Here is a 14,362-nt window from a genome sequence, read left to right as displayed (position 1 = left end):
GAGACCGTGAGGCGGGCGGATTCCGACGGAGACGATCCGACGGTCGACTGGGAGCTCGACGTGACGGATTCTCCGCTCTTAGGGGTGCTGGCGTATGTGGGACCCAGTCTCTTCGGTGGCGTCGCGATGCTCGCCGGCTGGTTGGGTCTCCGACTGGTCGTCTCGGCGGTGCTGGACGGGAACGTCGCTCGAGCAGCCGGGGTCGTCGCCGCGGCGCTGCTCGCGGTACTTTCCCGTCGCTACCTTCTGGCGGTACTCGCGACGAACCTCACCGACCCCCTGTGGAGCCGATACTCGCGGCGGGGACTCGTCACCGGGAGCCTGTTCGGCGCACTCGTCCTGTTCGGAAGCGCGCAGGTACATCCCGTGGCACCGTTCGCTGTGGTCGTCGCCGGTTGGGTGCCAGTCGTCCTCACCGCCGGATTTCCGACGAGTGGTCGTGCCGACCGGGTGGCGGGGACGCTCACCGTCGACGGCACCGGGATACCGCCCGACTCGGTCCGCACCGTCCGGGCGGTCACCATCGACACGGTTGCAGTCTGCTGGCTCTCGTACACGCGGGGGGTTCCGACTGCACCCCGTCTCGTACTCGTCCCCTCCGACTATCTCGATACCGTCTCGACGCTGCTCGGGACGGGGGCGGCCGCTTCGAACCGGGATCACTCGACACTCGGCCGACCGGAACGACTTGTCGCCGGACTGTTCGGATTCGGTCTGGTCGCCGCGGGCCCGGTGCTTTGGGTACTGCTCCCGGCAGGGGACGGACAGGTCGTCGCGCTGTACGCCGGGGCGACGTTCGGACTGCTCGGGGTGGTGTTACTCCGGTACGCATACACCGCCTGATCCGCTCGAAACGGTCAGAAGTGTTCGCGACTGCAGGTGCCACACAGCGTCTCCTCTTTCTTGTCGACCTCGCGCACGGTCGGGGAGAAACTCATCACGCACCGCTCGCGGTCGCAGTGTTCGAGGCCGAGCGTGTGGCCGATCTCGTGGACGACCTCCTTGCGGACGCGGTTGGAGAACACCTCGTTGCCCGACGTCGTGGTCATGCCGCCGTCGGAGGAGGTCTGGAGTCGGTAGGTGGAGATGACGGAGCCGTTGCCGTTGAGATAGGCGAGGCCGAAGACGTAGTTGCGTCGCCGGTAGTAGAGGTCCTCTGTCGTGATGCCGATGTTCTTCTCGCCCGTGCCGATCCGACTCGTGAGTTCGATGAACTCCTCGGCCCGGTACTGGTTCCGGTTCCGGTCGAACGCGCCCTCGGGGAGGGTCTGGGCGTCGTGGACCGTCACGTCACAGTCGTACACGGACCGCAGACCGGCAGAAGCTTCGCGTTTCACCCGTGCCGGGACGTCCCCGATAGGCACGATGTCGACGAGCATGCGAGAGCTTAAGCGCGGCCCCGCTATAAATATCCCGACGTGACGGCCACACGCGCCGAACTCGCCGATCGACTCGCCAGCTACGACAGCGTCGTCGAGGTGGGGATCGGTCGCCGTCCGGAGGTGGCGGCCGCCCTCGTCGACGCCGGCGTGGACGTGACCGCGACCGACGTGTTCGACGCGCCCGTCCCCGAGGGCGTCCGCTTCGTCCGCGACGACGTGGTCGACCGGGCGGCGGGACTCGGCGAGGAGGCACGCTCCTCGGACGCCACCCACCCCGGCGAACCCTACCGCGTCGACGCCGTCTACGCGCTGAACCTCCCCGCCGAACTCCAGGCTCCAGCCCGGGACGTGGCTCGCGCCGCCGACGCTGACTTCCTCTTCACCACCCTCGGGTTCGAGGAGCCCGCGGTTCCGGTCGAACGCGAGTCGCTTGCCCGCGAGACGCTGTATCTCGCCCGTCCGAGATAGCGGGCATCGTTGCCGAGGGCTCAACGGCAAAACCGCTCGCGACCGTACTGCCACACATGTCGGGAGATTGATACTACGGCGACGTCGACCGCGAACCGGGGCACCACCACGCCTACGTCGACGCTGGCGTCGACGCGCGCGACGACTGGGCGCGACGCCGGCGGAAGGGCATCCCGACCGACAAGCAGTTGCTCGTCGTCGCGTGCATGGACGAGCGCATCCCCTCGAGGAGGTACTCGGCCTCGACCTGGGCGACACCCAAATCTACCGCAACGCCGGCGGGAAGGTGATCGACGACGTGGTTCGCTCGGCGGCGCTGACGACCCAGTTTTTCGACACCGAGGAGATCATCGTCGTCAACCACACCGACTGCGGGATGATGAGCGCCCCCGACGACGCCGTCGGCGAGGGACTCGAAGCCGCGGCGGGCGGGAGCCTCGACGACGTCGATCTGGATCCGGTCCTACCGGAACTGTCGATCGGCGACGCCTCCGTCGCCGACTGGGTGCGAATGACCGACGACATCACCAGAAATCAGAGATTTCTGGTTAGCAGTCAGAACGCGGTCGCGTTCTGACGATATAGACGAGGCGTGTGCTACACAGGTGTGGTATCCGGACGAACATCCACTCGTCGACGCGACGGTCCACGGCTACATCTACGAAGTCGAGAGTGGCCACCTCCGCTACCCCGGCGGCCGGATCGCCGAGGAGATCAGCACCCGGGGCGACTGACGGCGTTCACGTTTATCAGCCCGGCCGACCATCCGGCCGTATGGACGTTCTCCACACGGCCATCGAGGTGTCGGACCTCGACGCGACCCGGGCGTTCTACGAGGAGTTGCTCGGCCTCGAACGCTCCCGCGAGTACGAGAAAGACGGCGTGCAGAACTACTACGTCACCGGGAGCGGCCCGGGCGAACTCCAGTTTCGGGTCGTCGAGTCGGTCCCCGACCCCACGGGCATCGAGCATATCGCCATCGCCGCCGACGACGTCGACGACGCGGTCGCGGAGGCGGTCGAAACGTTCGGCGTCACCGTCGAGGAGGAGCCACGGACCCTAGAGCGAGTGAACCGGCGGCTCGCCGCCCTGACCGACCCCGACGGCTACACCGTCCATCTGATCGAGGAGGTATAGAAAGGCCCTTGTCCCGACGCCGCCGTCGCCGTGATATGAACGCGGACGCGGTCGTCCTCGACGTCGACGGGGTGCTCGTCGACGTCGCCGACTCTTACCGCCGGGCCATCGTCGAGACGGTCGACCGAGTGTACGGGGAGACCGTCGACGACGAGGGCGTCCAGCGGTTCAAGAACGCCGGCGGCTTCAACAACGACTGGGAGCTCACGTACGCGGCGGCCCTGTTCGTCCTCGCTCGGGACGCGGGCTACGACGCCGACGTGGTCGCCTTCACCGACGCCGTCGCCGCCGCGGGTGGAGGGTTGGAGGCGGCCGAGGGCGTCGTTCGCGACGCACCGATCGACGCCGCCGCCGTCTTCGACCGCTGGGATCCCGACCACCTCCGGGCGGTGTTTCAGGCGCTCTACCTCGGGACCGACCTGTACCGCGACCTCGAGGGCGGCGATCCGCCCGTCGAGTCGGGTGGGTACATCCACGACGAACCCGTGCTCGTCGAGCGGTCGACGCTCGACGCTCTCACCGAGCGGTTCGCGGTCGGCGTCCTGACGGGGCGGCCGGCCGCCGAGGCCGACATCGCCCTCGACCGCGTCGGCCTGTCAGTGGCCGACGCTCACCGCTTCACGATGGACGACTGGGCCGAGGGTAAGCCCCACCCGCGGGCGCTGACGAGGCTCGCGGACCGCTTCGACGCCGACGCCGTGGCCTTTGCGGGCGACACCCTCGACGACGTGCGGACGGCGACGAACGCGGCCGACGCCGACCCCGACCGGACCTACCACGGTATCGGCGTCCTCACCGGCGGGTTGACCGGCGAGTCGGGTCGCCGGGCCTTCGCCGACGCCGGTGCCTCGGCCGTGATCGAGACGGTGAACGACCTGCCCGCCCTCCTCGAGCGACCGTGAGCGCCGACCACCGTCGGTTCGCCGCCGTCGCCGCCGTCCTCGTCGCCGTCGTCGTCGTCGTCGTCGCCGCGACGACGCCGCCCGACCCCGTCACACAGGTCCGCTCGGTCGTTCCAGGTGTCGTCGTCGCACTCCTCGTGGCGTACGTGGTCGCTATCGGCGGAGAGTAGGGCCACTCCCGGCAGTTCGGAGTTATCGTAGCCGCGATAGCTGCTCGCCAGGCCCGACGGCGAGCGGCTATCAGGACCTACGATAATCCTAACCCTTACTTCCGCCCCGACCACAGTCCGACCATGCGAATCGCGCTACTCGGCGGGACCGGCGACGTCGGCGAGGGACTGGCCCTCCGGTGGGCCTACCACTCCGACCACGAGGTCGTGATCGGCTCCCGCGACCCGGAGAAGGCCCGCGCGAAGGCCGAGGAGTACGAGACCGAACTGTCGAGTCGTGGCGTCGACCGCAAGATCAACGGCTTCGAGAACGGGATGGCGGCCGACCGGGCACGAGTGGTCGTGCTGGCGGTCCCCGCCTACCACGCCACCGACACGGTCGAGGAAGTCGCCGACTCGCTGGACGAGGGGGATATCCTCGTCACCCCCGCGACGGGGATGAAACGCGACGAGGACGGCTTCCACTACAACCGCCCCGGCGCGGGCAGCGTCACCCGACTCGTCGCCGACGCCGCCCCCGAGGGCGTGTCGGCCGTCGGCGCGTTCCACAACCTCGCGGCCGGCCGCCTCGCGAACCTGGACGCCGACCTCGGCATCGACACGTTGCTCGTCGCCGACGACGACGACGCCAAGGAGACGGTCCGTCTCCTCGCGGCCGACATCGACGGCCTCCGGCCGCTTGACGCCGGCGGCCTGGCCAACGCCCCGGAGATCGAGGCGCTGACGCCACTCCTCATCAACGTCGCGATGCACAACGACGGCCTCCACGACCTCGGCGTGCGGTTCGACTAGAAGCGAGCCTCCAGTTCCGTGCGCAGGTCGTCGACGTGCAGATCCTCCATCGCCAGTAGGACGAGCAGGTGGTAGACCAGATCCGCGGACTCGGCGAGCAGTTCCTCCCGGTCGTCGTCTTTCGCCGCGAGGATCACCTCGGTCGCCTCCTCGCCGACCTTCTCCAGCGTCGCGTTCTCGCCTTTCTCGTGGGTGAACAGCGAGGCGGTGTAGGAGTCCTCGGGGAGTTCGTCGCGGCGGTCCTCGATGGTGGCGAAGAGCGCGTCGAGGACGGCCTCGGGATCGGGATCGTCGGTCATGTCCGCCCGGACGCCCGGCGGGGGCAAGGGCCTGTCGCTACGCTTCGGCCCGAAGCGGGTCGAACAGCGCGAGGCGGTGGAGGCGGTCGTCGTCGGTGAGTTCGGGGTGGAACGCGGTGGCGACGACGGGGCCGTCCCGGACCGCGACCGGCCGGTCCTCCCACGTCGCCAGTACCTCGACGTCCGGTCCCACCTCGTCGACGACGGGCGCACGGATGAACACCGCGTGGAAGGGGTCGTCGAGGCCGGCCACGTCGAGGCCGGCCTCGAAGCTGTCGACCTGTCGGCCGAAGGCGTTGCGGTCGACCGCGGCGTCGATCAGGTCGAGCGTCTCGACACGGTCGTCGCGGGCGTCGTTCGAGGCGACGATGAGGCCGGCACACGTCGCGAGGACCGGCTTTCCGGCCGCGGCGTGGGCGCGGATCTCCTCGTCGATCCCTTGGGTGTCGAGGAGGTGGGAGATGGTCGTCGACTCGCCACCGGGCAGGACGAGGGCGTCACAGTCGGGGACGATACCGGCGTCACGGATCTCGACGACGTCGACGTTCTCGTTCGCCGCGCGCCGGACTGCGGTGACGTGTTCGCTCACGTTTCCCTGGACGGCGACCACGCCGATACGGCGGTCGGCAGTCACAGCGAGACGAGGTTCAGAACCTGCACGAACACCCCGAACAGCACGCCGAACGCGACGATGGTCTTGGGGTCGATCCTGATGGCGTTGCGGTCCTCCGCGTCGAAGTAGCGGACCAGTCCCGCACTCGACATCAGTCCGCCGCTGTTGCCGCTTCCACTCATACTCCGTGGTGAGCGCTTCGGTCGCCTAAACGTTTCGCTCCGCCGATATCCGGTCGCCGGTTGGCAAACGCTTATCAGCGCCGGCCGGGAAGCCGACGACGGATCAATGACCGTGCGACTGCTCGATTTCTACGCCGACTGGTGTGGCCCCTGCGACGCACAGGACCCCATCCTGGAAGAACTGGCGGCGGACTACGGCGACGTCGAGTTCGAGAAGATCGACGTCGAGGCCGACCAAGCCACCGTCAGCGACTACGAAGTCCAGTCGCTCCCGACGGTCGTCGTCGAGAACGACGACGGGATCGTCGACCAGTTCGTCGGTGTCACGCAGCGACCGGAGATCGAGGACGCCCTCGAACGCGCCGGAGCCTGAGGTACGGTTCGGTCCGAACCAAACATTCTATCAGAAAAATGCGCGTGTAGCCACAGAATTTCCGATTCTAAGTTCGAAAACCGAGTGAAACTCTTCTATACTACCAAAATACACACATATACCAAAATTATTTATTTTGTCGTGCGTACGTGGAGGTATGAGCCGGAATCACACCACGTCCCGCATCGCTTCCCACACCGAGTACGTTCGGTCCCGGTACCGGTGTCCCGGCTGTGGCGAGGTCGTTCCCCGCGACGGCGACCGGGTCGAAGGCACGCTCTGCGTACACTGCCACAACTGAATGGAGACGACAGACCTGCCGTCGCCCGACGAGGCGTCGGGTCCGGAACTGGAGTGTCTCCTCGACGACCCCACGGACCCGTCGAAACTGACGGTGTTCGCCCCCGGTACTGACTCGCTCGCGACCGAGTGGCTCACCATCGACTGGGAGGCCGCCCGCTCGCTCGACCGACTCCGGTAGTCAGACCACCGCCGAATCCGCACCATTATGCCGATCGAAGCCCAACCTGTATTTAAATGGGCATCCTCGAAGACAAGTCCCGGGCACGCCTGTTCTACAAGTACCTCTCGACGGTGTACGACCGGGTCAACCCCTTCATCTGGAACGAGGAGATGCGCGCCGAGGCGCTGGAACTCCTGGACCTCGATCCGGACGATCGAGTGCTCGACGTCGGCTGTGGCACCGGCTTCGGCACCGAAGGACTCCTCGAGTACACCGAGGACGTCCACGGCCTCGACCAGAGCATCCACCAGATGGAGAAGGCCTTCGAGAAGTTCGGGCGCACCGACGACGTGAACTTCTACCGCGGCGACGCCGAACGACTCCCCTTCGCGGACGACAGTTTCGACGCCGTCTGGTCGTCCGGGTCGATCGAGTACTGGCCAAACCCGGTCGACGCCCTCGAGGAGTTCCGTCGGATCGTCGAACCCGGCGGCCCTGTCCTCGTCGTCGGTCCGAACTACCCGAGCAGTTCGGTGTTCCAGCGGCTCGCCGACGCGATCATGCTCTTCTACGACGAAGCGGAGGCCGACCGCATGTTCGCCGACGCCGGCTTCGACGACGTTCGGCACGTGACGATGGGGCCGTCGTACAACCCGGACATCGCCATCACGACGCTCGCCCGGGTTCCTACGCGGTAGCCGACAGGCGGACGAGTCGGCTCCCGTCGTACCGGAGTTCGACGACCACGCGGTCGCCCACCCGAATCGCCGGTCGGTTCGTCGACGCCACCCTGAGCGACGCCCGCTCACCCGGGTCCCACGACGGGTCGGCGGCGGCGTTGAACGGCCCCGTCGGGCCGGGACGGAATCCCGGTGCGGAGAAGAAAGGCACCGGCGGCTGGTGGCGGAGCGGCGTCCCGTCGACGTGCACCACCACGTCGAGGCGGCGCACGTCGACGGTCCGGCCAGCACGGTTGGTGAGCGCGATTCGCTCCCCGTCGACCGAGAGTGAGGCGGCCACGGTCGGCGGCCCGCCGGGGAGGGTACCGACGGAGACGGCGACGGCGGCCGTACCGAGAGCGACGGCGATCAAAAGCGAGACTGGGACCGTGCGGTCGACCATCGCCACCGAGTGGCCACGTCACCCGTTATAAATGTCGGCGGTCACCCCGTCGGTGTCGGGGTCGCCGTCGCGTTGCCGGACCCACCTCCGCCGTCGTTCCCGTCCGCGGTCACTCGCTCCACCCGTGGCAGGGTTCCCGGGGCGATCACCACCTCGGCCGACTCGCCCAGTGCCTCGACTGCGACGGTGTACTGTCGGTTCGGCGAGAGCGTCCAGAGGACGCCATCCTCGCCGGTGGTGCCGACCGGTGCCGACTCGCCGGAGCCGACCGCCATCGAGACGTCGGCATCGAGCGGGTCGCCAGTCGATTCGTCGATGGCCTGGATCCGGACGGGGCCGCCAGGGTATGTGTGGTTCACCGAGAGTCGGATCCCGCCGTTCGACCGCTCGAATCGGTCGTCGGCGACGACGGTATCGAGGGAGCGACGCTGGTGTTCCGCGTAGACGACGCGGGCGTTGCTGTCGACGAAGGCGGTCAGGTCGCCCCGACTGTGTGCGATGCGCACGGGGTACGTCTCGCCGCCGCCGAACACCTGTGTCTGTTCTCGCGTCGTGTTCCAGATGATCGGGTAGCTTGCCGAGACGATATCCAGCGCCACCTCGAGTTCCATGGCGTTGCCCTCGCCGTTGCGGAGGTCGCCGCGGTACGACTCGCGGAGGTAGTCCCCGTCGACGACGGTGGTCACGGTGACACTCTCGGTGCCGGTAGCGAGGTAGAACCGGGTGGGATCAGCCTCACCGCGCAACACCGCCCCGGCGTGGGTCCGGACCGGGCCGGTGAACGCCGAGAGTCGGTTCCCGATCGACGCCAGTCGGCCCCGGTCGAGTTCGAATCCCGGCGTCTCGGCGGCCAGCGATTCCAGTCGGGCCCGACGCGTGTTGTACTCCTCGGCCACGGTACTGAAACGGACGAGCGAGACGAGCAGTTCCCGCGAGGAGAGGTCGTTCCGGTTGTACGCTCGGATCTCGGCCGTCTGTCTACGGTCGAGGTCGTCGACGTCCGCTTCGAACGCCCGAAACGCGGTCCGGAGGCGTTCGCGACGCTCCGTGGCCGTCTCCGCGGCCTCGACGCGTTCGACCATCTCCAACGTCCGAAGCCGGTCCGTCGTCGCGTTCGTCGAGAGGCCGACACTCGGTCCGAGGTCGACGTAGTGGCCCCCGACGGACGACCGCTCGACCCCCGACGCCGGCACGTCGAGGACGTTGATCTGCTGGAGGGTGACGGTCCCGTCTGCTTGTGCGACGACGGGGTCGTCGGCGACCGCTCGGTCCGCGGGGTCGGCGGGTGGGGAGCCGCCGAGACCGCCGGCCGCCCCGACCGCAGCCACGGGGACGAGGAGTGCGGCCACGAAAACGAGGAGGGCTCTCATCGCCCGACGGTACATCCGCATGGTACTAAAACCCTCCTTCCCGCTCGTCCCACGACCGCTACCGCGTCGGCAGGCGTTCTGAGTCGATGGAAAGCGTTTTGCCGCCTCATCGAGACGCACCACACAATGCGGATTGCCGTGCCCCTCCTCGCACTCCTGATCCTCCTCGCGGGGACGCTCCCCGCAGTGGCGGCTACCGGAGTCGACACTCCCGCCACCGACTCCGGCGGCGCTGCGACGCCGGCCGACCGCCCGGCACTCGTCGGTCCGTCCCCCGCCCGCATCGATTCGCCACTCCTCACCGAGATCCACATCGCCCCCGACCCCGGCGGCGACGCCCGGTGGACCGTCTCGGTCCGGTACGACCTCTCCAACGAGACCGACCGGGCGGCGTTCGACCGCTACGGCCGGGACTTCGAGGCAGGCGACGCCGACGTCGGCCTCGACGCCGACTTCTTCCGAACCCTCGCCAACGAAGCCAGTCTGACGGCCGGGCGAGAGATGGAGATCGTGCGCACGACACGCAACGCGACCGTCAGGAACGGCACTGGCGTCCTCTCGCTCTCTTTCACCTGGACGAACTTCGTCAGCGACGCCGGCGACGGGTTCGTGATCCGGGACGCGGTGTTGATGCCCGGTGATCGGACGTGGCTCACCTCGATCGGGCCGGGCCAGCGACTGGTCGTCGAGACGCCCGACGGCTACCAGGTGACCGACACCCGATTCGGACTCGAAAACGGCTCCGTCGTCGTCGACGGCCCCCACACGTTCCAAGAGCCACTCACCATCTCGTATCAACAGGCCGTCGTCGAGGAGCCGTCCGAGCCGCCGTGGTCGCTGCTCGTCGGCGCAGTGGTGGTGGTCGGCCTCTCTCTCGTCGCCGCCATCGTGTACACCCGGCGGTACCGCGGTGACGGCGCCGGCCAGACGGCTCGCTCCCCGGACGCCGGAGACGCCGCTTCCTCCCCCGACTCCGCCGGCGCGAACGGGGACGCCGCCGAGACGGACGCGAGCGGCGCGGCCGACGGTGACGCGGACGCCGATGCCGACGACACCGACGACGTCGACCCCTCGTTGCTCTCGGACGAAGAGCGGGTCGAACACCTCCTCGATCGGAACGGTGGTCGGATGAGGCAGGCCCGGATCGTCCGGGAGACGGGATGGTCGGACGCGAAGGTGTCGCAGTTGCTGTCCACGATGGCCGACGACGGACGGGTCGAGAAGCTCCGGCTGGGCCGCGAGAACCTCATCTCGCTGCCCGACGAGGAACGCTGACCGTTCGGAACACGTTTACTCCCGGCCGGGGAAGGTGGCCGTATGAAGGTTCTCGTGACCGTCAAGGAGGTCGCGTCGGTGGCCGACGACTTCGAGATCGAAGAGCTGGCGATCCCGGAGACGTATCTTGAGTACGACCTCAACGAGTGGGACGACTACGCCGTCGAGGCGGCCGTCCGAATCGCCGAGGACCGCGACGAGGCGGTGGAGGTCGTGGCCGTCACCGTCGGCCCGGAACGGAGCGAGGAGACGATCCGCAGGGTACTGGCGAAGGGTGTCGACCGGGCGATCCGCGTCTGGGACGACCGATTGGCGGAGGCGGGCGTCACCGACCCGACGACGACAGCTCGCCTCCTCGCGGCCGTCGCGGAGCGCGAGGATCCCGACCTCGTCCTCTCGGGCGTTCAGGCCTCCGACGACGGCTACGGCGCGACGGGTGTCGCCCTCGCCGAGCGACTCGACGTGGGCTGGGCGGCCGTCGTCAACGACTTCGATCTGGGCGACGGCGAGGTCGACGTGCGGCGCGAACTCGAAGGCGGGGTCGAGGAACTCACGACCGTCTCCCTGCCGGCCGTGCTGACGATCCAGACGGGGATCAACGACCCGCGATACGCCAGCCTACGGGGTATCAGACAGGCCCAGAAGAAGGAGATAGCGGTCCGGACGCTCGCCGACCTCGGCCTCGATCCCTCGATCCTCGACTCCGACCTGATCCTCAGGGAGGTTGCGAAACCGGAGGCCGACGCCGACCCCACCATCTTCGAAGGGGGGCCAACGGAGACCGCCGCCGACCTCGAGACCGTTCTGCGGGACGCGGGGGTGGGCGCGGAATGAGCGGCGACGTCCTCGCTGTCGCCGAACACCGCCGTGGCGACCTCCGTCCGGTGAGCTACGAGCTCGTCAGTGCCGGACGGGAACTGGCGGACGCCACGGGTGGCGACCTGCACGTCGCCGTCGGCGGCGGCGACGTGGAGACGTTCGCGGACCACCTCGCCGTCGAGGGCGTCGACGTCGTCCACACGGTCGCCGAAGGCGAGGAGTTCAACCACGACGTGTGCGCGGCGGTGACGACGGCACTGTTCGAGTCGCTCGCGCCGACGGCACTCCTCGTGCCACACAGCGTGAACGGACTCGACTACGCCCCCGCGGTCGCGACGCGGCTGTCGATCCCGCTCGTCACCGACGCCGTCGCCATCGACTACGACGACGGCGTGACCGCGGTCCGCGAGACGTACGGATCGAAGGTGGAGGCGACGGTCGAGGTGGAGACGGAACCGGTCGCGCTGACGATCCGCGGGGGCGAGTGGCCGGCGGCCGAGGGGAACGGGGATCCCGGGATCGAACCGTTCGACGTCGACCTCGACGAGTCGGCGCTCCGGTCGCAGGTCCGCGGGTTCGAGGAGGTCGGGACCGGCGACGTCGACATCAGTGAGGCGGACTTCGTCGTCGCGGTCGGCCGCGGCATCGACGACGAGGAGAACGTCGACCTCGCCGAGGAGTTGGCCGACGCACTCGATGCGACGCTTGCGGCGTCCCGGCCCGTCGTCGACAACGGCTGGCTCCCCAAGAATCGGCAGGTTGGCCAGTCGGGTACGGTCGTGACGCCGGACGTATACCTCGCACTCGGCATCTCGGGGGCCGTCCAGCACGTCGCCGGCATGAAAGGGTCCGAGACGATCATCGCGGTCAACACGGACCCCGACGCCCCCATCTTCGACGTGGCGGACTACGGCGTCGTCGGCGACCTGTTCGAGGTGGTCCCCGAACTGATCGAGCGGTTCGGGTAGCGGGGGCCGCGAGTCGTCACGTACTTGCCTCGGCCGCCCCTTCGACCGGGCGATGAAGTATCTGGATCGCCGGGTCGGGCTGGTGAACGACCGCCTCGAATCCCTCGTCGAGGCGGTCGAGCCAGCGGAACTCGCGGCGGAACTCGAACACGTCGCGCTGGCTGGGGGAAAGCGGGTCCGGCCGGCGGTGACGGTGCTCACCTGCGAAGCGGTCGGCGGGAGTCCGGAGGACGCCGTCGACTTCGCCGTCGGGATCGAACTCGTCCACAACGCCTCGCTGGTGATCGACGACATCATCGACCGGTCGGCAGTGCGCCGGGGCACGCCGAGCGCGTGGGAGACCTTCGGCTACGGTCCGGCCATCGTCGCCAGCGACGGCTTGCTCGGCGAGGCCTTCGCCCTCTTCTCGCAGGACGAACGCGCGATGCGCATCGTCGCCGAAGCGATGGTCGAACTCGGCGAGGGCGAGGCGACCGAACTGGTCGACCGCCCGGAGACGGAGGGGGAGTACATGGAACTCGCGCGACGGAAGACGGGTGTACTCTTCCGTGCGGCCGCGGAACTGGGCGCGGTCGCCGGCGGCGCCGACGCCTTCACCGTCGAGTCGCTGGGCGACTACGCCGAACGGGTCGGCGTCGCCTTCCAGATCCGCGACGACGTCCTCGACGCGACGGCCGACCCGGACGACCTGGGCAAGCCGACCGGACAGGACGCCGAGATGGACCGCCCGTCGCTGGTGCAGGTAACCGGGCTCTCGCCGGGGGCGGCGAACGACCGCGCGCGCCACGAGTCGGACCGTGCGCTCTCGGCGCTCGACGCCGCCGAGACGCGGGACGTCGACGCCGTGGAGTACCTGCAGGACCTCGCCGAGTTCGTCGTCGTCAGGGAGCGTTAGGTCGGCTCGACGCTCGTCGGGTGGCGCGACTCCGCGATGGCGAACGTGAGCGTGCTCAACACGCCGAGTAGCGTCCCGACGGTGAGCGCCACCGCGAGGTCCGTGAGGGAGAGCGACGTCACGCCCGGGACCGGCGGGAGCAGGAAGCCCGTGACCGCGTACAGGACGACTGCGATGGCGGCGACGTAGAAGGGTGCGTTCAGGTAGCGCCACTTGAACCGGTCGGCGAGATACTCGTCGGTCACTTGGCCCAGACTACTGGTGATCCCGGCTGCGGCGAACCACCGGATCGCACCGTTGACCAACGCCGCGAGCACCGTCACCGCCGACGGCGACCCGCCGAGTCCGGCTCTGACGGCCCGCAGCGTCTCGATCCCCTCCGCGCCACCGACGACGAGCAACGCCGCCGCGACGACGTAGGTGATGATGGTCACCCGACCGGCGTAGAGGAGGTTTCTGGCGCGGTCGGCGACGTCGTCGACCGTCGACTCCAGTCCCAGTCCCCGGAACAGCGTGTAGAGACCGAGCAACGCCGAGAGCAGGCCGATGACGGCCGCCCCGGGCACGTCGAAGAAGGTGGCGATGGTGACGAACGGGTAGATCAACAGGAGGATGCCGAGCGGAACGAGGAGCGTCCCACGGGTCTCGGGGTCCGCGAGCACCTGCTTCATCGTGTAGTACATCGATTCGAGGTCCTGTGCCTGCCTGACGACGACCCGACGGACGCTGTCGATCGGGACCCGAGACCGGATCACCGGGAGCACCGACTCGTCCTGTGCACCGTCGGTGATGACGATGGCCCGGACGGACTCGCCGGTCGAGAGCCCCGCGAGCACCGTGTCCACTTCGTCGCCGACGGCGCGTGTCGCCCGCACCTCGCTTCCTTGCAGACCGGTGACCGCGGCCACCTCCACCTGTTCGTCCTCGTCGGCCCGGAGGTCGTCGAGGACGTGCAACCCCTGGAACATGACGTTCACGTCGGAGTCCTCCGGGTCGGCCGTCGCGAGGGCCACCGCGCCGTCCTCGACCGCTTCCCGTCCCACGACCGGCGTCTCCAGGCCGGTCTTGCGGCCGAGGTCGTCGTCCAAGTCGACACAGAGCACCAGGAGCACGTCGAGTGGTATGCCGGCCG

At 68.6% G+C, this 14,362-nt stretch carries 21 protein-coding genes and 1 pseudogene; 15 read left to right on the top strand and 7 right to left on the bottom strand.

The genetic code is table 11. The features are described 5' to 3' along the window. The first annotated feature begins 96 nt into the window (after positions 1-96). Positions 97-843 carry a hypothetical protein gene (locus tag NBT81_RS04160; protein WP_338741269.1) on the top strand — a complete coding sequence of 249 codons (747 nt, stop codon included), beginning with the start codon at positions 97-99 and terminating at the stop codon, positions 841-843. A gap of 14 nt (positions 844-857) precedes the next feature. Here the strand turns inward: NBT81_RS04160 and NBT81_RS04155 are convergent, their stop codons facing one another. Continuing rightward, positions 858-1,379 carry an archaemetzincin family Zn-dependent metalloprotease gene (locus tag NBT81_RS04155; protein ID WP_338741268.1) on the bottom strand — a complete coding sequence of 174 codons (522 nt, stop codon included), beginning with the start codon at positions 1,377-1,379 and terminating at the stop codon, positions 858-860. 39 nt (positions 1,380-1,418) lie between these two features. Here NBT81_RS04155 and NBT81_RS04150 point away from each other — a divergent pair, with 39 nt between their 5' ends. The 6 genes and pseudogenes from NBT81_RS04150 to npdG all read left to right on the top strand — a co-directional run bounded on the left by NBT81_RS04150 (position 1,419) and on the right by npdG (position 4,851). Next, positions 1,419-1,850 (top strand): UPF0146 family protein, encoded by a 432-nt coding sequence (locus NBT81_RS04150; protein WP_338741267.1) that lies wholly within the window; start codon positions 1,419-1,421, stop codon positions 1,848-1,850. Positions 1,851-1,942: 92 nt separating this feature from the next. Continuing rightward, a pseudogene (locus NBT81_RS04145) lies at positions 1,943-2,584 on the top strand (beta-class carbonic anhydrase); the annotation flags it as partial. A gap of 40 nt (positions 2,585-2,624) precedes the next feature. Beyond that, entirely contained in the window at positions 2,625-2,987 is a 363-nt protein-coding gene (locus tag NBT81_RS04140) for a VOC family protein (RefSeq protein ID WP_338741266.1), read from the top strand. Between the two features lie 35 nt (positions 2,988-3,022). After that, entirely contained in the window at positions 3,023-3,889 is an 867-nt protein-coding gene (locus NBT81_RS04135) for a TIGR01548 family HAD-type hydrolase (RefSeq protein ID WP_338741265.1), read from the top strand. Continuing rightward, positions 3,886-4,059, top strand: a complete 174-nt coding sequence (locus tag NBT81_RS04130; RefSeq protein WP_338741263.1) for a DUF7534 family protein — start codon at positions 3,886-3,888, stop codon at positions 4,057-4,059. Before NBT81_RS04135 ends, NBT81_RS04130 begins: the two co-directional genes overlap by 4 nt. A gap of 123 nt (positions 4,060-4,182) precedes the next feature. After that, positions 4,183-4,851, top strand: a complete 669-nt coding sequence (gene npdG / locus NBT81_RS04125; protein WP_338741262.1) for an NADPH-dependent F420 reductase — start codon at positions 4,183-4,185, stop codon at positions 4,849-4,851. On the opposite strand, the gene hisE is transcribed toward npdG, so the two are convergent. Genes hisE through NBT81_RS04110 form a run of 3 tightly spaced genes read right to left on the bottom strand, consistent with a single transcriptional unit; the run spans position 4,848 to position 5,945 of the window. Further along, positions 4,848-5,150: a phosphoribosyl-ATP diphosphatase gene (hisE, locus tag NBT81_RS04120; RefSeq protein ID WP_338741260.1), complete on the bottom strand. Its 303-nt coding sequence runs from the start codon at positions 5,148-5,150 to the stop codon at positions 4,848-4,850. The two genes, npdG and hisE, sit on opposite strands and share 4 nt — an antisense overlap. Positions 5,151-5,187: 37 nt before the next feature. Then, complete coding sequence (gene pdxT, locus NBT81_RS04115) at positions 5,188-5,784, bottom strand: pyridoxal 5'-phosphate synthase glutaminase subunit PdxT (RefSeq protein WP_338741259.1); 597 nt, start codon at positions 5,782-5,784, stop codon at positions 5,188-5,190. After that, positions 5,781-5,945, bottom strand: coding sequence for a preprotein translocase subunit Sec61beta (locus NBT81_RS04110; RefSeq protein WP_338741258.1), 165 nt, complete (start codon positions 5,943-5,945; stop codon positions 5,781-5,783). The genes pdxT and NBT81_RS04110 overlap by 4 nt, the downstream gene beginning before the upstream one ends. Before the next feature lie 106 nt (positions 5,946-6,051). On the opposite strand from NBT81_RS04110, the gene NBT81_RS04105 reads away from it, so the two are divergent. The 4 genes from NBT81_RS04105 (at position 6,052) to NBT81_RS04090 (ending at position 7,479) form a co-directional block, all read left to right on the top strand. Beyond that, positions 6,052-6,318 (top strand): thioredoxin family protein, encoded by a 267-nt coding sequence (locus NBT81_RS04105; RefSeq protein ID WP_338741257.1) that lies wholly within the window; start codon positions 6,052-6,054, stop codon positions 6,316-6,318. A 157-nt stretch (positions 6,319-6,475) separates the two neighbouring features. Further along, positions 6,476-6,619: a hypothetical protein gene (locus NBT81_RS04100; protein WP_338741256.1), complete on the top strand. Its 144-nt coding sequence runs from the start codon at positions 6,476-6,478 to the stop codon at positions 6,617-6,619. Continuing rightward, the gene (locus NBT81_RS04095) at positions 6,620-6,799 is read left to right on the top strand and encodes a hypothetical protein (protein ID WP_338741255.1); all 180 of its coding nucleotides are present in this window, start codon (positions 6,620-6,622) and stop codon (positions 6,797-6,799) included. 56 nt (positions 6,800-6,855) lie between these two features. Beyond that, positions 6,856-7,479 carry a methyltransferase domain-containing protein gene (locus NBT81_RS04090; protein WP_338741254.1) on the top strand — a complete coding sequence of 208 codons (624 nt, stop codon included), beginning with the start codon at positions 6,856-6,858 and terminating at the stop codon, positions 7,477-7,479. Here the strand turns inward: NBT81_RS04090 and NBT81_RS04085 are convergent. Then, a complete protein-coding gene (locus tag NBT81_RS04085; RefSeq protein ID WP_338741253.1) occupies positions 7,469-7,903 on the bottom strand; it encodes a type IV pilin in 435 nt (144 codons plus the stop codon). The two genes, NBT81_RS04090 and NBT81_RS04085, sit on opposite strands and share 11 nt — an antisense overlap. A gap of 41 nt (positions 7,904-7,944) precedes the next feature. Next, on the bottom strand, positions 7,945-9,273 hold the full coding sequence (locus tag NBT81_RS04080) for a DUF7096 domain-containing protein (RefSeq protein WP_338741252.1): 1,329 nt from the start codon (positions 9,271-9,273) through the stop codon (positions 7,945-7,947). Between the two features lie 126 nt (positions 9,274-9,399). On the opposite strand from NBT81_RS04080, the gene NBT81_RS04075 reads away from it, so the two are divergent. From NBT81_RS04075 to NBT81_RS04060, 4 genes are read left to right on the top strand one after another with little or no spacing between them, the layout of a single operon-like run. After that, positions 9,400-10,548, top strand: coding sequence for a helix-turn-helix transcriptional regulator (locus NBT81_RS04075; RefSeq protein WP_338741250.1), 1,149 nt, complete (start codon positions 9,400-9,402; stop codon positions 10,546-10,548). Between the two features lie 42 nt (positions 10,549-10,590). Then, on the top strand, positions 10,591-11,382 hold the full coding sequence (locus NBT81_RS04070; protein ID WP_338741249.1) for an electron transfer flavoprotein subunit beta/FixA family protein: 792 nt from the start codon (positions 10,591-10,593) through the stop codon (positions 11,380-11,382). Next, complete coding sequence (locus NBT81_RS04065; RefSeq protein ID WP_338741247.1) at positions 11,379-12,335, top strand: electron transfer flavoprotein subunit alpha/FixB family protein; 957 nt, start codon at positions 11,379-11,381, stop codon at positions 12,333-12,335. Before NBT81_RS04070 ends, NBT81_RS04065 begins: the two co-directional genes overlap by 4 nt. Before the next feature lie 52 nt (positions 12,336-12,387). Further along, complete coding sequence (locus NBT81_RS04060) at positions 12,388-13,230, top strand: polyprenyl synthetase family protein (protein ID WP_338741246.1); 843 nt, start codon at positions 12,388-12,390, stop codon at positions 13,228-13,230. Here the strand turns inward: NBT81_RS04060 and NBT81_RS04055 are convergent. Beyond that, a complete protein-coding gene (locus tag NBT81_RS04055) occupies positions 13,227-14,342 on the bottom strand; it encodes a DUF373 family protein (RefSeq protein WP_338741244.1) in 1,116 nt (371 codons plus the stop codon). The genes NBT81_RS04060 and NBT81_RS04055 overlap by 4 nt on opposite strands. Positions 14,343-14,362: the final 20 nt, after the last annotated feature.

The sequence above is a fragment of the Haloplanus sp. CK5-1 genome, assembly GCF_037201915.1.
GTDB lineage: Archaea > Halobacteriota > Halobacteria > Halobacteriales > Haloferacaceae > Haloplanus > Haloplanus salilacus.
The sequence above is the reverse complement of the archived record's forward strand: the minus strand, read 5'-3'. Positions and strand labels throughout refer to the sequence as shown.